The sequence below is a fragment of the Corallococcus sicarius genome (assembly GCF_003611735.1).
GTDB lineage: Bacteria > Myxococcota > Myxococcia > Myxococcales > Myxococcaceae > Corallococcus > Corallococcus sicarius.
In genome coordinates, this window is sequence record NZ_RAWG01000181.1 from 1 (window position 1) to 19,330 (window position 19,330).

The 19,330-nt window shown below is 71.0% G+C and carries 16 protein-coding genes; 6 read left to right on the plus strand and 10 right to left on the minus strand.

What is annotated here, in order from left to right:
• Positions 1 to 610 (minus strand): ATP adenylyltransferase family protein (locus D7X12_RS25050; protein ID WP_120627802.1); only part of this gene is annotated, 610 nt, incomplete at its 3' end.
• A 26-nt stretch (positions 611 to 636) separates the two neighbouring features.
• A complete protein-coding gene (locus tag D7X12_RS25055) occupies positions 637 to 1,374 on the minus strand; it encodes a TetR/AcrR family transcriptional regulator (RefSeq protein WP_120627803.1) in 738 nt (245 codons plus the stop codon).
• Between the two features lie 90 nt (positions 1,375 to 1,464).
• Between D7X12_RS25055 and D7X12_RS25060 the strand changes: the two genes are divergently transcribed.
• The gene (locus D7X12_RS25060; protein ID WP_120627804.1) at positions 1,465 to 3,087 is read left to right on the plus strand and encodes an FAD-dependent oxidoreductase; all 1,623 of its coding nucleotides are present in this window, start codon (positions 1,465 to 1,467) and stop codon (positions 3,085 to 3,087) included.
• Positions 3,088 to 3,174: 87 nt separating this feature from the next.
• Here D7X12_RS25060 and D7X12_RS25065 read toward each other — a convergent pair whose 3' ends face one another.
• Positions 3,175 to 4,626, minus strand: a complete 1,452-nt coding sequence (locus tag D7X12_RS25065) for a hypothetical protein (RefSeq protein WP_120627805.1) — start codon at positions 4,624 to 4,626, stop codon at positions 3,175 to 3,177.
• A 360-nt stretch (positions 4,627 to 4,986) separates the two neighbouring features.
• On the opposite strand from D7X12_RS25065, the gene D7X12_RS25070 reads away from it, so the two are divergent.
• The 3 genes from D7X12_RS25070 to D7X12_RS25080 all read left to right on the plus strand — a co-directional run bounded on the left by D7X12_RS25070 (position 4,987) and on the right by D7X12_RS25080 (position 9,040).
• Positions 4,987 to 5,547, plus strand: coding sequence for a DUF2378 family protein (locus tag D7X12_RS25070; protein ID WP_120627806.1), 561 nt, complete (start codon positions 4,987 to 4,989; stop codon positions 5,545 to 5,547).
• A 112-nt stretch (positions 5,548 to 5,659) separates the two neighbouring features.
• Positions 5,660 to 6,739, plus strand: coding sequence for a hypothetical protein (locus tag D7X12_RS25075; protein WP_120627807.1), 1,080 nt, complete (start codon positions 5,660 to 5,662; stop codon positions 6,737 to 6,739).
• A 165-nt stretch (positions 6,740 to 6,904) separates the two neighbouring features.
• Positions 6,905 to 9,040 (plus strand): FUSC family protein, encoded by a 2,136-nt coding sequence (locus D7X12_RS25080; protein ID WP_120627808.1) that lies wholly within the window; start codon positions 6,905 to 6,907, stop codon positions 9,038 to 9,040.
• Here the strand turns inward: D7X12_RS25080 and D7X12_RS25085 are convergent.
• Genes D7X12_RS25085 through D7X12_RS25095 form a run of 3 tightly spaced genes read right to left on the minus strand, consistent with a single transcriptional unit; the run spans position 9,015 to position 12,038 of the window.
• Complete coding sequence (locus D7X12_RS25085; RefSeq protein ID WP_120627809.1) at positions 9,015 to 10,121, minus strand: energy transducer TonB; 1,107 nt, start codon at positions 10,119 to 10,121, stop codon at positions 9,015 to 9,017. The two genes, D7X12_RS25080 and D7X12_RS25085, sit on opposite strands and share 26 nt — an antisense overlap.
• Before the next feature lie 45 nt (positions 10,122 to 10,166).
• Positions 10,167 to 11,489, minus strand: coding sequence for a glycoside hydrolase family 2 TIM barrel-domain containing protein (locus D7X12_RS25090; RefSeq protein ID WP_120627815.1), 1,323 nt, complete (start codon positions 11,487 to 11,489; stop codon positions 10,167 to 10,169).
• Between the two features lie 30 nt (positions 11,490 to 11,519).
• Positions 11,520 to 12,038, minus strand: coding sequence for a hypothetical protein (locus D7X12_RS25095; RefSeq protein ID WP_120627810.1), 519 nt, complete (start codon positions 12,036 to 12,038; stop codon positions 11,520 to 11,522).
• Positions 12,039 to 12,645: 607 nt separating this feature from the next.
• Between D7X12_RS25095 and D7X12_RS25100 the strand changes: the two genes are divergently transcribed.
• Positions 12,646 to 14,325: an RluA family pseudouridine synthase gene (locus D7X12_RS25100; protein ID WP_244224759.1), complete on the plus strand. Its 1,680-nt coding sequence runs from the start codon at positions 12,646 to 12,648 to the stop codon at positions 14,323 to 14,325.
• Between the two features lie 9 nt (positions 14,326 to 14,334).
• Here the strand turns inward: D7X12_RS25100 and D7X12_RS25105 are convergent, their stop codons facing one another.
• On the minus strand, positions 14,335 to 15,240 hold the full coding sequence (locus tag D7X12_RS25105; RefSeq protein ID WP_120627811.1) for an NADP-dependent oxidoreductase: 906 nt from the start codon (positions 15,238 to 15,240) through the stop codon (positions 14,335 to 14,337).
• 171 nt (positions 15,241 to 15,411) lie between these two features.
• Here D7X12_RS25105 and D7X12_RS25110 point away from each other — a divergent pair, with 171 nt between their 5' ends.
• Entirely contained in the window at positions 15,412 to 17,043 is a 1,632-nt protein-coding gene (locus D7X12_RS25110; protein WP_120627812.1) for a M28 family metallopeptidase, read from the plus strand.
• A 16-nt stretch (positions 17,044 to 17,059) separates the two neighbouring features.
• Here the strand turns inward: D7X12_RS25110 and D7X12_RS25115 are convergent, their stop codons facing one another.
• The 3 genes from D7X12_RS25115 to D7X12_RS25125 form a co-directional block, all read right to left on the minus strand.
• Positions 17,060 to 17,461, minus strand: coding sequence for an arsenate-mycothiol transferase ArsC (locus tag D7X12_RS25115; RefSeq protein ID WP_120627813.1), 402 nt, complete (start codon positions 17,459 to 17,461; stop codon positions 17,060 to 17,062).
• Positions 17,462 to 17,470: 9 nt separating this feature from the next.
• Entirely contained in the window at positions 17,471 to 17,650 is a 180-nt protein-coding gene (locus tag D7X12_RS25120) for a hypothetical protein (RefSeq protein WP_244224760.1), read from the minus strand.
• A 598-nt stretch (positions 17,651 to 18,248) separates the two neighbouring features.
• Complete coding sequence (locus D7X12_RS25125) at positions 18,249 to 19,232, minus strand: IS701 family transposase (protein ID WP_120627814.1); 984 nt, start codon at positions 19,230 to 19,232, stop codon at positions 18,249 to 18,251.
• Positions 19,233 to 19,330: the final 98 nt, after the last annotated feature.

Here is a 19,330-nt window from a genome sequence, read left to right on the forward strand (position 1 = left end):
GCCCCGGCGACTCCCACGCCCCCAGCCCCGCCAGCAGGTGGAGGAACGGCAGCGCGCCGCCCGCCACCGCACGCCCCGGCTCCGGCAGCGGAGGGAACAGCGCCTCCACCGGCGCACGCAGCCCGTCAGGCCCCAGCGGTGGCACGAGTTGCAGGTGCTTGTGCCGCTGGCTCGCGCCCGCCGTCTCCCCTGCGTTGTAGAAGGCCAGCCCGTCCAGCCCCTCCAGGCATGTCGCGAGCGCGTCGAAGTCCCCGGCCGTCAGCAGCGCGTCCTGGGACTCGAAGTCGCGGGTGACGAGCAGCAGGTGGTGCTCCACGACGTTGAACTTGTTGAGCAGACAGACGTGCGCGGGCGCCACGTCCCCCACCACGAGGTCCGGCTCCGGGTGCGCGAACGGGTTGAACGGCGCCGCGCCAGGAGGAGGCACGGGCCGGGGCCGCTCCTTGAGCGCCACCCGTCCCAGGATGCGCACCTGGAACGTCGCGCGCCCCTGCGCCACGGTGCGCGCCTCCGTGGTGATGGGCTGCAACGCCCCCGTCTCCAGCGCGTGCCGGGTGACCTCCTGCGTGCGCGGCCACAGGGCTTCGGGCGTCAGCGGTGCGGTGTTCAAGGGGAGGCTCCCAGCCAGGGAAGTGTTCAGCGCAACAGCCGCGCCGCGATGCCGTCGAGCACGCACTCCAGCCCCTTGTCGAACACGATGTCGAGCGAGGGGTGCGTGGCGTCCCGGAGGACCTTGTCGAGCGTCGGGAAGTCACCCGTGGCGATCATCCGCTGGAGGTAGGGCCCCGTCGCGGTCTGCCACTCCGCCTTGTTCCGACCGCTCTGGAGTTCGGCGCGCAGCTCGCTGACCTCGGTCCGGATGGCGCCGATGACGTAGGCGTTGACGGTCATCACGGCCAGCATGACGGCGTCGATGTCCTCGAAGCCCGGGGTGTCACTCACCGCGGCAAGTGAAGCCTCCAGGTGCGCGAGCGCGTTCGGCCCCAGGTGGGGACGGCCGCCGAGCAGGTCGATGAACCACGGGTGCTCGCGGGCGGCGCGCCGCATCCGGTGGGCGAGCGCCCGCAGCGCCTTGCGCCAGTCGCCGCGGATCCGGCCCTCGGAGGTCATCTCTCCGTAGACCTCGTCCACCATCAGCCCGAGCAGCTCCTCCTTCGTGGCCACGTAGCCGTAGAGCCGCATCGGTCCCGCATCCAGCGCGGCGCCCACCTTGCGCAACGACACGGCGTCGAGCCCCTCCTTGTCGGCAAGCTCGAGGGCCGCCTGGACGATGCCCTCGCGGCTCAGCGGCGCGGGCGCGGGACGGCGCTCAGGCTCCGGACGCTCCCAGACGAGGGCGGCCTTCTTCGCGCGCGGCTTCCTTCCAGTGCTCATCACGACCCGTCTTGCCCGATCAGAACCCGAGTTGACAACCGACCCCCTCCGATACACTGTATCTACGAATACACCGTATCGGAGAGAACGATGGAAACGAAGTCAACGGCAGTGCTCGTCGTCGGCGGCAGCCTGGTGGGGTTGTCGAGCGCGTTGTTCCTGGCGGCGCGGGGCGTCCCCACCGTGGTCGTCGAGCGACACCCCGGCAGCTCGCCGCATCCGCGCGCCATCGGCTTCACGCCCCGGACGCTCGAGCTCTATCGGGCCGCCGGGTTGGGAGCGCGCATCCCGCAGGTGGCCCCGGGCCTTCGGCTGCGCCGGGCCCGGGCGGAGAGCCTCGCCGGGAAGTGGTTCGAGGAGACCCCGTGGACGCCCGAGGAGCTGCGAGCGCCCGAGCTCGAATACTCACCGTGCCGGGGCGCCGCGCTCGCCCAGGACCGCCTGGAGCCCATCCTCCGGGAGCAGGCCATCGCGCTCGGGGCTGACGTGCGACTTGAAACCCAGCTGCTCCGGTTCGAGCAGGACGCCGACGGGGTGGTCGCCACGCTCCGCACGCGTGACGGGAGCGAGTACGAGCTGCGCGCCGACTACATGATCGCGGCGGATGGGCATCGCAGTCCGATCCGCGAGGCGCTCGGGATTGGACGCAGCGGGCGGGGCCACATGAGGACGGTGCGCAGCATCATCTTCCGGGCCCCGCTCCAGGAGTACCTCCAGGCCGGCGTCTCGCAGTTCAACCTCCAGCAGCCGGGCTTCGAGGCGTTCCTCACCACCTACGGCGACGGTCGCTGGCTGCTCATCTTCTCGGACGACGTGGAGCGCGACGACGCCACGCTGCGGGCGATGATCCACCGGGCGATTGGCCGGGACGACCTGGAGGTCGAGCTCGTCACCACCGGCCGCTGGGAGGTGAGCGCGCTCATCGCGGATCGCTTCGCGTCAGGCCGGGTGTTCCTCGCCGGAGACTCCGCGCACACGCTGCCGCCCAACCGGGGCGGCTACGGCGCGAACACGGGCATCGAGGACGCGCACAACCTCGCGTGGAAGCTGGCGGCGGTCCACTCCGGCGCGTCGACGCCAGCACTGCTCGACACGTACGACGCCGAGCGACGCCCCATCGCGTGGCTGCGGCACCAGCAGATCTTCGCGCGGGACGACTTCAAGGCGCACGCGGGAGCCGGCGAGGCCGCGCCCATCCTCGATGACGTGGCCATGGAGCTCGGTCAGCTCTACCGCTCGACCGCGGTGCTCGGCGCCGACGCGACGCTGCCGCCCGCCCTGCGTCCCGACCAGTGGGCGGGCCAGCCCGGCACGCGCGCACCGCACGCCTGGGTGGACCGGGGCGGCGCGCGGGTGTCGACGCTCGACCTGCTCCAGCGCTCCTGGGTGCTGCTCGCCGAGGACGCGCGGTGGTGCTCCGCCGCGACGCTCGCCGCCGAGCCCTGGGGCATCGCGCTGGAGAGCCTGCGCGTCGGCGCCGACGTGCGCCCCTCCGACATGGAGGCGTTCCGCAAGAGCTTCGGGCTGGGAGCGGGAGGCGCCACGTTGATCCGCCCGGATGGCTACGTGGCGTGGCGCTCGCACGACCTGTCGGAGGATCCGCTCCGCACGCTCACCGAAGTGCTCGGACGCGTGGCCTCCGCCGCGAAGCCGCTCGGCGGCGACCTCGCCGGGACGGAGCCGTCAGCCGTGGCGGACACGCGGTCCGCGTAGACGCTTCAACGCGGCGGAGGCGGCAAGAGGCGGCCTCATCGAGACGGAGCACCCTGCCGTGGCAGGCACGCGGTCCACGGAGGCGCTTCAGCGCGGCGGAGGCCGGAAGACGTACTGGTGTTCGGGCGACTCGCTGCCGGGCGGGTACTGCGCGTCCATGAAGGCCACCTGCGCATGGTGGGTGATGAGCGTGTCCTGGAGGCTGTCGTAGAGCACCACGACCTTCGTGGCGCGGCCCGTGGCATCCAGGTCCACGCGCACCTTGAGGTTGCCCTTGAGGTCCGGCTTCTCCGACAGGTGCTCCAGGTACAGCGCGACGAGCCCCAACGACACCCGGTCGTTGATCTGCTCCACCGTGCCCTTCGCGGGCGCCGCGGGCAGGCGCAGCTTGCGGCTCAACTGCGCGAGCTCCTCCGCGGCCTCGGGCACCGGCCGCTCCGGGGCCGCGAGCGCCGCGCGGTACGCCATCACGGCCTCGAAGAAGCGCTCCTGCGTGAGCAGGAGCCGCGCCCGCCGCACCTGGATGTCCGCCCGGCCCGGGGCGAGCACCGCCGCCGCATCCAGCCGCGCCTCGGTGACGGCCAGGTCCGGCTTCGCCTCCGCCAGCGTGGCGAGGCGCAGCAGCGGCTCCGCGTCCTTCGGCGTCGCGGCGTTGAGGCGCACCAGCGCCTTCTCCTCATCCACCGGCCGGCCCAGCTCCACGTTGAGCCGCACCCACGTCGCGAGCACCGCCGGCTCCGCGCCGCCCAGCGTCGCGTAGCGCTCCAGCATCTTCACCGCCTGCGTCTTGTCCCCGGCGGCGAGCCACGCCTCCGCCTGCCGACGGTGCGCCTCCTTGTCGTGCGGCTGGAGCGCGACGAGCAACGCGCCCGCCTCCGCGCCCGCCTTCGCGTCCCCCGCCTCACGGGCCAGGCGCGAGAGCACCTGGAGCGCCTCCGGCTGCTCCGGCCAGTCCTTCACCGAACGCGACAGCAGGGCGAGCGCCTCCCGCGCCCCACCCGGCCGGCCCGCCAGCAGCAGTCCCAGGTCGGTGCGGATGCGGGGCGCGTCCAACTTCGCGAGCGCCTCGCGCAGCCGCGCCTCCGCCTCCGCCTTCTTCCCCTCCGCCTGGAGGCGCAGGCCGTCCGCCCAGAGCGCGGGCGCGAAGCCGGGCACGGCCTTGCGCGCGACCTCCAGCGGCGGGCCCGCCTCCGCGAGCATCTTCCAGCGCACGTACACGAGCCCCATGCCCACGTGCGGCCAGGGGTTCTCCGGGTACATCACCGCGAGCGCCTTGAACTCGCTGAAGCTCTCATCCGAGGGCAGCGCCAGGAAGGCCCGGTACAGCCGGGGCATCGGGTCCTTGGGGGCCTTCGCCTCCTGCGCATCCAGCTCCGTGCGCAGCAGGCTGGGCGAGCCCCGCACGCGGGCGGTCTCCATCCGCTGGAGCATCGCCATTCCGTCCGCCGCGGAGGCAGGCACCGGACGCGCGCCCAGGGCTCCGGACGCGCCCAGCACGGACAGCAGCAGCAACACGCACGGCAGGGAACGGGACGTCATCGGGGGAGCCAGTCCCTGCGGACGCTAGCAGATGCCCGCGTCCGGCGGTTTCCCCCTCCCGGCCCGGCCCCAGACGAACGAGGGCCCGCGCACGGAGCTGGACGAGCCTGGGAAACGGGGGAGGCTCACTCCCTTCTTTCCGGAATTGCAATGACAGGGCCAGGGCCTCTGTGGGGCGGAAGATGCCCGCCCCTCCCCCAGGCCGGCGCTCCGGAGCGTCCGCGGAATACGCCGCGCGCGTCCTCACGGGACGCAGGGATGGGGAATGGCCCTGGAGGGCGATGGCCTGTTCGGGCGAAGGACGCCACCTGGACAGTAGGGCTTGACCGGAACCGGCCGGGCTGGGCGGAATGGCCCATCATGGCCGCCGCAGAGAAATTCGTGTTCCCGACCATCGTCGAGGGGCTCTTCGTCCGGGGTCTGTCCGGCAAGGTGTCCTTCGCCCTCAAGGAGCAGCTGCGCAAGGAGGGGCTGGACCTGGACCGGCCCCTTCAGCCGGCGTACTCGCTGGAGACGTGGGCGCGCTGCGTGGCCCTGACGGCGAAGACGCTGCACCCGGAGCAGCCGGAGCCGGTGGCGTGGCGGATGCTGGGCGAGCGGATGATCGACGGCTACCGCGACACGATGGTGGGCCGGGCGCTGTTGGGCGTGCTGCGGCTCATCGGGCCCAAGCGGATGCTGCTGCGCGCGCAGCACAGCTTCCGCACCGGCAACAACTACACCGAGGTCCGCATCACCGAGCGCGGTGAGCGCGAAGCGGACCTGTGGCTCAACGAGCCGGGCCTTCTGCGCTACTTCAAGCAGGGCGTGATGCTGGCCACGGTGCGCGCGGCCAGCGGCCCCGCCACGCAGGTGGACGTCGTGCAGTACGACGACGACAGCGTCACGTACCGCGTGTCCTGGGGCGCGCCGGGCTCCTGAGGGCACGTTAGAGCCTCTGGGGCCCCTTGCTCGCACCGGGCCCCATCTGCCAGCGTGGTCCCCTCGGGGGCGGCTTTGGGGCCGCTCCGTCGTGAAGAGGGGGCTTCATCCAATGCCGTCGAGCGAGCGCGCCAACCTGCCGCGCTGGAACGGTCAGCGGGGGTTCTTCGAGATCTGGTTCCTGGTGGTGCTCGACCCTGGCGGAGACCGCGCCTGGTGGTTGCGCTACACCCTGTTCACCCCCGCGCCAGGAGCACCCGGTGAGCCACGCGCCACGGTGTGGGCGGCCGCGTTCGACTGCGCGTCGGCGGACCGGCCCGCGGTGGCGCTCAAGTCCCTGCACCCCGTCTCGGCCTTCACGGCGCTGACGCCGTCGGGGGTGCGCATCGGGGACTCGGAGCTGGCACCCGGCAGGTGCCACGGGCAGGTGGCCTCCGGGGAGCACGCCATCGCCTGGGACCTGCGCATCTCGCAGGAGGGGCGCACGCCCGTGCGCCGCGAGCCGCGCGGCATCTCCCTCTTGCCCCTGCCCACGCACGTGGCGCACGTACACGACGACCTCACCTTCGACGGCACGGTGACGGTGGACGGCGAGCGCTTCGAGGTGAAGGGCGCACCCGGCCTGCAGAAGCACCTGTGGGGCCGCCGCCGGCTGGAGGAGCTGACGTGGCTGTACTGCCCGCGCTTCCGCGAGGATCCGGACGCGCGGCTGGAGGCGATGGTGGTGCGCGCCGAGCGCAAGGCGGGCCATCCGCGCCTCGCGCCCATCTACCTGCGCACCGGGGACGCGGAGCACACGTTCCACGAGCTGCCCAACATGCTCTTCACGCGGGTGAATTCGCCCACCACCGGCGAGCTGTCGTTCAGCGCCGCCTCCGCCACGGTGGGCATGAAGGGCCGCGCGTGGTGCGACCCGCGCACGCTGGTGGGCTACCTGTACCGCGACCCGAAGGGCTGGGACGTGCGGGTGGCCCAGAGCGACGTGGCCCGGTGCGAGGTGGAGCTCTTCTCCCGGCCCCACCCGTTCGCGGCGTGGCGCCCCACGAAGACGCTCACCTCCACCGTGGGCGCGCTGGAGTTCCACGCGCCGGAGCCGGTGCCGGGCGTGCGCTACATCCCGTGGGACGGCACCGAGGCCGAACCCGAGCCCGAGCTTGCCTCGGGTGAAGCGTCGGTGCGCGAGACGGGCTGACGCGCAGGGCCCGTCCCCTCCCCGGAGGCCGGGACGGGGGAGGGGCTTGCGCTCACGGGCCCGCGGTGTCGTCCGGACAGGAGGGGTGGGGCCCCTGACCGCGTGTGGCGCAGAGCGACCGTGGCCACCCTCGGGGGTGACGGCCCGCCGTTCCCCTGACACCCCATGCACCGACTGCTGCGACACCTCCGGTCGCTCTTCCGGGTGGAGCCCGGACGCCCGGCCCTGTGGGCGGGGCTGCGGGCCGCCATCGCCACGGCGGTGCCGTTGTCCTGTGCCTTCCTGCTCGGGGTGCCCGAGGCGGGCTGGGCGGGCCTGACAGGCCTGCTCGTCACGCTCGCGGACAAGGGCGGTTCGTACAACTCGCGCGCGCGCATCATGGGGATGGTGACGGCGCTGGGGGCGCTGGTCGGCATGCTCGCCGCGCCCGCGGGCCGCACGTACCAGGTGGACGCCAGCCTGCTGCTGTTCGGCGTCACCGCGGCCAGCTTCGCGCGCTGCTACGGCGACACGGCGGGGGCGGTGGGAGGCCAGCTCGCGGTCATCTTCGTGGTGTCGCTGGGAGCGCCCGCCGCCAGCCTGCAGGACGCGGTCGCGAGGGGCGGCTCCCTGTTGATGGGCGGGCTGTGGGCGATGGTGTTGTCACTGCTCCTGTGGCCGCTGAGGCCCTACCGTCCCGCGCGGAGGGCGGTGGCGCGTGTGTACGCGTCGCTCGCGGACGCGGCGGAGGAGCTGGGCGGGGCGACGTTGAAGGGGGCCACGGCCGAGGATTGGGCGGACGGGCTGCGGCGCCACGCGAGCATCCGCCCGGACATCGAGCGGGCGCGCGGTGTGCTCGCGGCCACGCGGCGCGGGCGTCCGGACGAGTCCCGGCGCGGCGAGCACCTGCTGGTGTTGGTGGAGCTGGCGGAGCCCATGGTGGCGCTGCTCAGCGCGCTGGCGGAGGCGATGCAGGTGGTGGGGAGGGATCCGCACCTGCACGGCACGCGGGAGCGCGTGGCGAGGCTGTGCGAGGCGTACTCCGCGATGGACCGGTGGGTGGCGCGGGCGCTGAGCCAGGAGCGCAACGAGGGCATGCGCGGCCCGCCCCGGCTGGCGCTGCGTCCCAGGCGGAGCCAGCCCGCGCGGATGTCCGCGCCGTCGGTGAGGCGGGGCGCGGAGGGGCCGCTGTCCGCGCACGTCTCCACGCTGTTGGACCGGCTGCGCGAGTACGCGGGCGTGACGCACGAGACGGCGTCGGGGCTGCTCTTCGGGGACCCGGTGTCGTCGCGCGGCAAGGGCTCCGTGCGGGGGCAGCAGGAGAGCCCGGGGTTCTCGCCGTGGCAGCCCGTGCGCGACCACCTGCACCTCGACTCGCTGGTGCTGCGGCACGCGCTGCGCGTGGGGATGGTGGCCACGGCGGCGCTGGGGCTGACGCGGGCGTTGCAGGTGGGCGACGCGCACTGGGTGAGCCTCACGGTCATTTCCATCCTCCAGCCCTACGCGGGCAGCACGGAGGAGCGCGTGCTCCAGCGCACGCTGGGGACGCTCGTGGGCGCGAGCCTGGCGGCGCTCATCGCGACCACGGTGCACACGCCAGCGATGATGGTGCTGGTCATCAGCGCGCTGACGGCGATCTCCGTGGCGCTGCTGCCGCTGAACTTCGGCGCGTTTCAAATCCTGCTCACGCCGGACTACCTCTTGATGGCCACGCTCAGCTCCGGGGACTGGACGGTCGCCTCGCAGCGCTCGCTGGGGGTGCTCCTCGCGGGGACGCTGGCGCTGCTGGGGGCGTGGACGCTGTGGCCCAGTCCGGAGCGGCGCCGCTTCCCGGACGCGGCGGCCTCCGCCCTGCGCGCGGACGGCCGGTACCTTCAGCGGCTGGCCACGCACCGCAGCGGGACGGAGCCGGAGGTGAACGAGGAGCGGCGCCTGTTGGACCAGGCGCTGCTGGAGGCAGAGTCGTCCTTCCAGCGGCTGATGACGGAGTACCGGGGTCCGCCGCAGCACCTGGAGTCGTGCATGGCGCTGCTCACCTACGCGCGGCGCTTCGCGCTGGCGGTGACGGCGCTGGGGACGGGGAGGCGGTTCGAGCGCACCTCGGTGCTGCCCCAGCAGCTCGCGCAGCGGGCCAGCGACAGCCTGGAGTTGCTCGCCCGCGCGTTGCAGGAGCGACGGGAGCCCCCGCCGCTGCCGCCGTTGGCATTGCCCCGCACCAGTGACGACCCGGTGCTGGGCGCACTGCTGGAGCGCGTGCCAAGGCAGCTCGGGATCCTGCACGGCGCGGTGGCGCGGCTCAGCGAGGGTCCGGCGCTGCGCTGACGGCCGGTGCCGCGCAGGCGGCCTGGTAGTCCTTCAGCTTGCGCTGGAAGCGCTCGCGCTCCGGTGCGGGCCATTCCTCCGGCAACAGGCCCACAGCGCGCTCTTGGAGCTTCAGTGCTTCCGCGCACTGGCCCAGGCCGAAGTGCGCGGCGGCGCCGGTCTCCAGCACGTAGGGGTTTTCTCGCTCCCGTCGCATGGGGGTACGCACCACCATCATGGCCGCCGCATACTGGCCTGCCTGCACACGTTGCCAGGCCAACTCGGTGGCGGGCCACCAGGCCTTGGGCGCCAGGGCGTGGGCACGCGCCACGGCTTGGGGATACAGCGGATCCTCCGGTGCCTGATCCGCCAGTTCCAAGGCGAGGTTGCCCCACGCCAGTGTGCTCTGGGGGTACTGGGAGACTCGCAGTCGCGCCCAGGCCAGCACTTCGGCCCGCGAAAGCCCGTCCCACGCAGGGGCAGGCCTGAAGCGAACACTAAAGGTGTAGGGAATGCTCATGGGGTGCCCCGCGAGGGTCGCAGGGCTGAAACGGGAGCGAAACAGCACCGCGAGGTTCTGCTCAGCGCCATCCATCCCATCCCCCTCGACGATCGTGCAGTCGCGCACCCACCCCTCCGTATTGATACGGCAGCGGAAGACCATGAACGCGAACTTCTGTTGCTCGATCATCTCTTTGGTAAAATGGTATCGCCCGCCCGAAATCTTCTTCGGATTGCCGAGTTCTTTGCGCATGAACTCGCAGGCCTCGTGAAAACCCGCATCGCAAACAGCCCTGAGATCGCTCAACGCGCGCGTGAGTTCCTCTTCGGAAGGTGTGCCCCGCAGGAGCTGGACAACCTCAGCGAAGACCGCTGGGGCCTGCTCCGGCTCCACTTCGAGCGTGGATGTATCGAGCAACGAAGTCGCTTCGTTCCTCAATGACTCTTCCCACAGCGGACCTGGTGGCGTGTCCTTCTTTGCCAGGAGCCGCTCCATGGCGAATGACAGATGGCCATGACTCGCAGGCAGCTTCGGGATGTCGGCATGACGGCAGCCGGTCGAAATGAACAGCAGTGAAAGGAAGAGCCAGCTCCAGCGCATGGCGCGGCATCCTATTCCACCCGCCGCCCTGGCGTACCGAAGGGTTCAGGGCGCGGTGGGTGCCGCCACGGACGTCGTGGCCGCGACCAGGTTCCCGGCGCCATCCTTCGCCAGTCCATACAGCTTGAACGCCCCTGTCACGGCCGGCAGGCGCACGCGCCACGTCCCCGGAGAGGTGCTCTTCCGGGACTCCAGCGGCGTCACGCGGTCGCGCTCCTCACGCGTGGCAGCGTTCCGGAAGTTGTACGCGAAGGACACCTCCAGCGACGTGCCCGGGGGCGCCGTGACCTCGAAGTCCACGCGCGCCCAGGTGGCCGTGCCTTCCTGCTCCACGCCCTGCACCGCCAGCCGCACCGTCACGGGCAACGCAGGGTCCGGCTTCTGGCCCGTGTACGCCTCCCGCACCGCGTGCCATGCCGGCCGGGTGGAGGCGCCCGACAGCAATCCCAGCCACAGCCCGGTATGGTCGAACGACGCGCTGTAGTTGAAGACGAACAACCCCAGACACCGGCCCGCCTGGACGTGGGGTCCCAGCGCGTTGCGCCAGCCATCCACGATGACGTCGTACTTCTCCTTGTCCCCCGGCTCCTGCTTCAGGCCCTGCGCGTCCTTCGGGGCCTCCCATTCACCCTGGGCCCCGAACTCGGTGACGAACCACGGCTTGCGCCCACCTGCCTGTTTCACCGCATCGGCCAGCGCGTGGACGCCCCGGCCGTAGACATTCAAGCCATGGGCATCCAGCGAGGGGACGTACTTCTCCCAGTACGGCACCCCCAGCGTCCACGCATCCACCGACAGCACCGGGTGCCCGGCGTCCGCCTTCTTCACCGCCCGGACGACCTTCTCCAGGAAGCGCGCGTACGCGACCTTCGACGCGTCGTCCGGAGAGTTGAGGATGACCTCGTTGCCCAGGCCCCACGCGAGCACGGCCGGATGGTTCTTGAAGCGGCGCACCTGCGCCAGGGTGGCCTGGAGCTGCGCATCGCGGCCCTTCGCGTCGCGCACGTAGTCGAAGGCGTCGTCGTTCTCCATGCCGGCCCGGCCCGGGCGCAACCACAGTCCCACCATGACGCGCAGGCCATGCTTGTGCGCGGCGTCGAGCAGCGCAGCGGTCTCCTCACCCGTGCCCCAGGTGCGCAGCGTGTTGACGCCCAGGGCGCGCAGCCGCTCGCAGTCCGCGTCGAAGTTCGCGGGACCTCCCGAGCCACTGAACGTGACGCCCTTGGCCACGTAGGGCTGGCCGTCCACCTCCAGCCTCCAGCCCTCCCCCACCTTCACGATGGTGGTGCGAGCCTCCGCCGCCCACGTCGGCCAGAGGAGCGCGGTCAGGAGCAGGATGGCGACAGCGGCGGGACGGGAAGTGGCCATGGGGTCGGGCACGATCGCCTGGAATCGGTCCTACCGGGAACCGGCTTTCAGCACGTCCTGGAGGACGGCCCGGGTGTCGTCCGCGATGGTCTTGTCGCCCTTGTGCATCTGGTACAAGACCAGGCCCTTCCACATCGAGACGTTGCGCGGCTGGGTCTCGTTGTTGGGAGACTCGGAGGCGGCGAAACCGACCATGCCTCCGCTTTGAGCTATTTCCGAGAGGATGTTCCGCGTGAACTGGCACGCTACGCCGGTCACCTTCTTGGCGAGGATCTTCTTGTGCTCGGGACGCTCGCACGTCGCCGCGATGACACGAAACACCTCTTTGCAGGCGTCCTCGTAGCCCACGCCGTCCCAGTCCTTGGTGTACCAGTCGAAGTTGGTCTTGACCTTGAGCCTGGTGCCACATGCGGTGTTGGCGTCATTCAGAGCGCTGGCGATCGACTTCTCGAAGGCGATCTTGGCCTCCTTCTGAAAGGGCTTGAGCTCTTCGGCGAGAGCGGACGTCGACAGCAGGACCATGGCGACGACGATGTGCTGCAAACGCATGAAGGGTGTCCTTCCAGGTGATGGACCGCGATGATACCGCGCCCATCCGTCAGGCCCCGCACGCTGGGTCCAATCGCCGAGATGGGCTCTTTCCCCAAGACCCAGGCATCGAGTGCCATCCGCCCTCGTCGGAGCCGTCGTCAGACGCTGTGCGTCGACCCGGGTATGTCTTCAGGCCCGTGCGCGAGCTGGCGCAGGAGTATGGCTTCACGCTCGGGCGCCGGGTGTTGAGTGGCGCTCGGCGTGGCCCTGGGACTGCCTGCGCCGTGGCTCTGAGCCCGGTTGCCGGGCGGCACGCTTTCGGGCTGGGAGTCCTGGCGATGAAGTGGATGAACCTGTCCGACTGTCGGACAGGTTTGTGACAAGTGCGCCCGGCAGGCCCCCCTGCCTCACCGGGACCGGGCTGGGGCCGCCCGGCGACAACCTGCCGCGTTGGACGCAGCCCACCTGTCCGACACCTTGCCAGGTGGGATGGAAATTCGACCGGAGGGGCTCCCCGTGCCGGAGCCCCCCTCTGAACGGAACGACTTCGGCTGGCCTGGCGGGTGGCCGGGCACGCACTGGCCGGGACCGGCGTTCCGCGCGGTTTCGTGCTACCCGGAGGGCCGTGGACCCGCTCGTGACCCTCCTCGAACCGGCCTCCCGGAACGAAGACATCCCCGGTGCCTTCCCGAGCCCCTTCGACGCCCTGGGCCCGCACGCCCTCGCGCGCCGCGCCGCCGAAGCGCTCCAGGCCACGCTGCGCGAAGGAGTCATTGCTCCGGGAATTCCAAGCCGCGTGCTCGAAGGGCCGGACGGCGGGAAGATGTTCGGCGTGCTGGTGGTGCGACAGGAGGACGGGCGCCTGGGCGTGCTGCGCGCCTTCTCCGCCCTGCTCGCGGGACACTGGGACGTGCCGGGCTTCGTGCCGCCCGTGTTCGACCGCGAGGCCCGCGCCCGAGTGGAGCCGGTGGCCGAAGTCACGGTGAAGGCCCTGCGGGACCGCGCCGAAGCCTGGAGCACCTCCGAGGAACTCCGCCGTCTGCGCGAGGATGACGATGCCCGTCAGGCCCGCGAGGCCACGGAACGCGAAGCCCTGCGCCAGCGGCACGAGGCCCGCCGACAGCAGCGGCACCTCCGCCGCGCGCAACTGCTAAACACGCCGAACCTCACCGAAACCACACGCGCGGAGGCACTGCATGCGCTCGACCAGGAGAGCCGCGGTGACAAGGCGGAGCGGCGCCGGTGGGACGCGGCCCAGGAAGCCGCGCGGCAAGAACTTGCCCCCCGTCGCGCCAAGGCCGAACGCCGGTTGCGCGCCCTCGACAGGCTGCGACGCATCGTCTCACGCGGCTTCATGAAACAGCTTCACGACACCTACGCCATCACCAGCGCCCGAGGAGAGACGCGCCCCCTGCGCGCCCTCTACCCCCACGCCGAGCCCCCTTCCGGTGCGGGTGACTGCGCGGGAGCAAAGCTGCTCGCGTACGCGTTCGCGCACGGGCTCCAGCCGGTGGCGCTCGCGGAGTTCTGGTGGGGCACGCCGCCCGCGTCCGGAGGCCGCATCCAGGGCGCCTTCTATCCCGCGTGCCGCGACAAGTGCGGACCCCTGCTGCCGTTCCTGCTGGAGGGCCTGGAGGTCTCCGCGCCCCGCGTCTTCGTCCCGCCGCCCGCGCCCACACCGGACCTGTCCATCCTCTTCGAGGACGCGTGGCTGGTGATCATCGACAAGCCCTGCGGCCTGCTGTCCGTACCGGGCCGCGACGCGGCGCTCACGGACTCCGTGCTCACCCGCCTGCGCGCCCGCCACCCGCACGCCACGGGACCACTGCTCGTGCACCGGCTGGACCTGGACACCTCCGGCCTGCTCGTCGCGGCGCTGGATGCACGCACGCACAGCGCGCTGCAACGCCAGTTCCTCCACCGCGACGTGGACAAGCGCTACGTGGCGCTCATCGACGGACCGGTGCAGGCAGACAAGGGCACCATCACCCTGCCCATCCGCGTCGACCTGGACGACCGCCCCCGACAGATTGTCGACCCCGTGCACGGCAAGCCCGCGGTCACTGAGTGGGAAGTGCTCGGCCGCGAGGCCGGACGCACGCGCGTGGCCTTCCATCCGCGCACCGGCCGCACGCACCAGCTCCGTGTCCACGCGGCGCACCCGCTGGGATTGGGAGCGCCCATCGTGGGGGATCCGCTGTACGGGCACGCCGACCGCCGCCTGTTCCTGCACGCGGAGACGCTGTCCTTCGTGCACCCGGCGACGGGGCAGCGCGTGGCGTTCACCCGCGCGGCCCCGTTCTGAGCCCTGGCGTCAGTTGACGAGCAGCACCTTGCCCACGCCGCCCTTCTCCGCGAGCTTCTGGGCATCCTTCGCCTCGGTCAGCGGGAACGTCTTCGCGATGGGGATGAACAGGTCCCCCTTCGCCACGCTCTCCCCCAGCTGCGCGAGCCGGCGCCCGTCCGTGTGCGAGAGGAAGGTGCGCACCGTAAGCCCCTTCTCCTTCGCCCCCTTCGGTTCGCCCACCGCGCTGCCGACAATCCCCCCGTGCTTCACCCGCTCCAACACCTTGGTCAGGGCCATGCCCCCCACGGTGTCCGCCACCGCGTCCAGCGTGGGCAGCTTCGCCACGTCGTTCAAATCGTCGAGCGCGACCACGCCCTCCACCCCCAGCTTCCGCGCCTCCGCCACCTGACTGCTGCGCACGCCGGCCCAGATCTTCACGCCCCGCGCCTTCGCCGCGAAGACGGCCGCGCGGCCCACCGCGCCCAGCGCTCCGGTGATGAGCAGCGTCTGCCCCTGGCTGGGCTGCACCACCTCTTCAATCAGCTGCACGCCCGTCAGCGTCACCAGCGGCAGCGCGGCGGCATCCCGCAGGTCCAGGTTCTCCGGCACCTTCGCCCAGGCCTCCGTGGGCGCGACGACGGTCTCCGCGTAGCCCGCGTTCACCAGGCCCATCACGCGGTCGCCGGGCTCGAACGCCTCCACGCCCGTGCCCACCTCGATGACCTCACCGGACACGTCCCGCCCGAGGATGGTGGGGAACTGCACCGGCATCACCGACTTCATGTCGCCCCGTCGAATCTTCCAGTCCACCGGGTTGATGCTCGCCGCGGTGACGCGGACCTTCACCTCGCCAGGGCCCACCTTCGGCTCGGGCATGTCCTGCACTGCGAGCGCATCCACATCCCCATAGGCTTTCAGGACAACGGCTTTCATGCGGGCCTCCAAAGGCAGGCGCCGGGAAGACGATCCCAGCGACGGACCAAGGGTAAGCACCGGCAATGAAAGGTGAACATCGACGGCGGGCGGTCGCCATGCTCCCTTGCTTCCCCCCACCCGCGAGCGTCCATGAAATCATGCCTGCCTTCCATCCGTAGGACGCCCCAAATGACAACCTTCCTCCAGAACCGTCGCCTGCAGGCCTGGCCCCTGCTCCTCCTCCTCACGCCCGCCGTGGCCTTCGCGAAGCCGCCCTCCCAAGCGGCGCAGCGCTGGTGGTCCCACGTGGAGGTCCTGGGCGCGGACGACATGGAAGGCCGTGACACCGGCAGCCCCGGCCACCAGAAGGCCGCGGAATATGTCGCCGCGCAGTTCAAGCAGCTGGGCATCGAGCCCGGCGCCGGGGACAGCTACTTCCAGGAGGTGCCCCTGCTCTCCCGCCGCCTGGTGACGGAGCGCAGCCGGCTGGCCCTCGTCCGCGACGGCAAGGAGCAGCCCCTCACGTTGGAGCACGGCATGCTCAGCCCGCTGACGGGCCGGGCCGGCAAGCTGGACGCGGGGATCGTCTTCGTGGGCTACGGCCTGCGCATCCCCGAGGCAGGGCATGACGACCTCGCCGGCCTGGATGTGAAGGGGAAGCTCGTCGTGGCGCTCCTGGGCGCTTCGCCTCCGGGCGTGGCGAACAACCTGGCGTCCCACGCCGGCTCGCTGGCGGAGCGGTCGCGGGCCTACGCGGAGGCCGGCGCGCTGGGTGTCATCGCGGTGTACCACCCGCGCACGAGTGAGCTGCCCTGGGACCGGCTCGTCGAATCCCAGCGCATGCCCGCGATGATGCTCGCGGAGCCCGCGCTCCAGGACGTCGGCCAGTCCCTGGTGTTCGTGCTGGCGAGCGCGCCCTTCGTCGAGACGCTGTTCGAAGGCAGCGGCCACACCTTCAAGGAGGTCCTCGCGCTCGCGGATCAGGGCAAGCCCCTGCCCCACGTCACGCTGCCGGGGACCCTGCGCGGCGAGGTGGCCCTGGATCAGAAGCAGCTCACCTCCGTGAACGTCGTGGGCCGCATCCCCGGCGGTGACGCCGCGCGCGCGAGCGAGTCCGTGGTGCTGAGCGCGCACCTGGACCACGTCGGCATCGTGACGCCCGTGAACGGGGACTCCATCTGCAACGGCGTGATGGACAACGCCATCGGCGTCGCGACGCTGCTGGAGGTGGGCCGCGCGCTGAAGTCCCAGAAGGCCCCGCCCCAGCGGAGCGTCGTCATCGCGGTGGTCACCGCGGAGGAGAAGGGGATGCTCGGCTCGCGCTGGTTCGCCGCGCATCCCCCCGAAGGCACCGGGACGATGGTGGCCAACCTCAACGTGGACCTGTTCCTGCCGGTGACGCCCTTCAAGCGCGTGGTGGCCTTCGGTGAGGAGGAGTCCACCCTGGCCGCGCCGCTCCGGGCCGCCGCGAAGCGCGTGGGCGTCCAGGTGATGAAGGACCCCTTCCCGGAGCAGAACTTCTTCGTCCGCAGCGACCAGTACCACTTCGTGCTCAAGGGCGTGCCCGCCCTGGCCTTCTCCTTCGGCCACCCCAAGGGCTCCGCGGGAGAGAAGCTGGAGACGCAGTGGGTCCAGGAGCGCTACCACGGGACGACGGATGACCTGGCCCAGCCGATGAACCGCGAGGCCGCGGCTCACTTCGTGGCCTTCGTCACCGAACTCACCCGCCGCGTCGCGGACGCGCCCCAGCGCCCCACCTGGAACGCGAAGAGCTTCTTCCGCCGCTACGCAGAACCCACCGCCACCAAGGCCCAGCCGTAGCGGAAGTCCAGCGCGCCTACCGCGTCCAGCCCTCCCGCGTCAGCAGCGCCACGACGCGGGAGCGCACGTCCTCGCGAATCTCGCGCACGCGCTCCACCGGCTTGCCCTTGGGGTCCTCCAGGAGCCAGTCGTCCCGCTTCAGGCCCGGCACGTGGGGGCACGCGTCGCCGCAGCCCATCGTGATGAGCCATTGTGCGCCTTGCGCCAGCTCGTCCGTGAGGCGCTGGGGCGTCGCGCCCGACAGGTCGATGCCCACCTCCGCCATGGCGGCCTGCACCTCCGGATGGACGCGCTCACCGGGCTGCGTGCCCGCGGACACGGCGCGTGCCTTGTCCGGGTGCACCTGCGCGTTGAAGAACGCCGCCGCCATCTGCGAGCGGCCGGCGTTGTGGACGCAGGCGAAGATGACCGTGTGCATCCGCGCAGCTCAGCAGGCGCGGGGCTGGAACTCCAGCGCGTCGCGCAGCACCGGGTAGGTGTCCTCGGACGCGGTGCAGCCCATGAAGGTGTCCAGGTGGCCGTAGTCCCGCAGGATGCGCCGCTGGTAGTAGCGGGCCCCGTTCGCCTCGCGCAGCCACGCGAAGGTGCGCTCCGTGGACGTGGGCATGTCGCGGTGGCTGCTGCTTCGTTGAAGCCTCGCGGATGGGAAGGTGATTTTTACGTGACCGATGCGCGGCGCAACGCCTCGATGGAGTCTCTGGCACGGGCGGAGGGGAGTCAGTGAGCAGTGGAGGAGGACTTCGAGTCCGCCAAGAGCCAGCTAGGGCTGACTGACTACTAAGTGCGCACCTGGGCGGCCTGGCACCGACACATGACGCAGTGCTTGGTAGACCACGTCTTCCCTGCCACCGCGAACCAGGGCCAGCCTTTCGCCCCAGCAGAACTTGCTCGCCAAAGCGCTTGGCCTGCCGAGGCGAAGCCCCCCCCCATGCGCACGTTTCTCGGCCGGCGCTGATAGCCCTCGGCCGCTACTCCGTCCAGGAAGCGCGAGGGCTCTTCGTGGCCCGCCTACAGCGTGCAGTGGCTCCGCCCGCACACATCCTGGCGTGAAGTCGCTAGCGACGCCACCACCAGACCATTGCCATGCAGTGCCACTATCGCACTCGGGGAGCCAGTCTCAAACTACGGCTGTAGGAGTTAGCGGACTCTTCGATGCAATTATCGACCAGAGACTAATACCACTTGGTCACATCCGAGAGGGCAGCTCAGGCGGAGCTCTGGGGTTGATGGCTCTGTTGCAGAAGGGGCAGGTGCCAATCTGCCTGAGCAGAAGGGGCTGCAACGCGCGTCGCACCATCGGCAGCGTCCAGTGCACCCGGCTCCGGGGGGAAAAGCGCCCGACGGAGCGCGAGGAAGCCGTGGGCGACGGCGCAGAGGGTGGCGTGGTGGTGGAAGCCACGCCACGTGCGTCCCTCGAAGTGGTCGAGGCCGACTTCTCCCTTCATCTCCTGGTAGTCGCGCTCGACGCGCCAGCGCAGCTTGGTGAGGCGCACGAGTTGCTTCAAGGGCGTGCACGCGGGCAGCGTGGAGAGGTGGAATTTGGTGGGTGCCTTCTCGTGCCTTGGCCATTCGCACAGCAGCCATTGTTCGTCGCCTGGGGCCAGTCCCAGCGAGTGATGATGCGCGGTGCGCAGACGCAGGGCCGCGAAGCGCGAACTCTGCGGGCCCTTGGCGTCTTCGCGCCAGTTCACCGACTTCCAGGCGGTTCGCGGCAGGCCCGCGGCCAGCTTCTCGACGGCCAGGGGCTTCGCCTCGCCATAGCGGTAGCGCGTGCGCGCGGGCCCACTCATTCGCGCTGGCTTCGCAGGAATGGGCGGAGGCTCGAAGCCCGGAAGCCAGACGGCCGAGTCACCCCGAATACCGACGATGTACGGCAGCCCCCGGCGCGTCAACTCCTCGCGGAACTCAACCTCGTTGCCGTACCCCGAGTCCGCGAGCAGCAGGCGCGGCTTCACACCCCAACCCAGCGCCCGCTCCAGCAGCCCGAGGGCCATCTCCCGCTTCGTCTCGAACGACACGTTCTCTGGCACGCCTGCCTTTCGCAGGCGTTTCGAGTCAGACGTCCATTCCGCAGGGAGGTACAGTCGCATCCCGATGCAACCGCTGCCCTTCTGACTCGCCACATGCAGACTGACGGCCACCTGGCAGTTGTCGGTGCGGTGCGTATTCCGGTGATGGTGAGCACCCATTCCAGCTCAAGCCGAGCAGCCGTTCCGGCCATGGCGAGCAGTCGGAGCGTCAGCGACGCTGGGACGTTCCGTCACTTCACCTGCTTACGAGCCTTCGT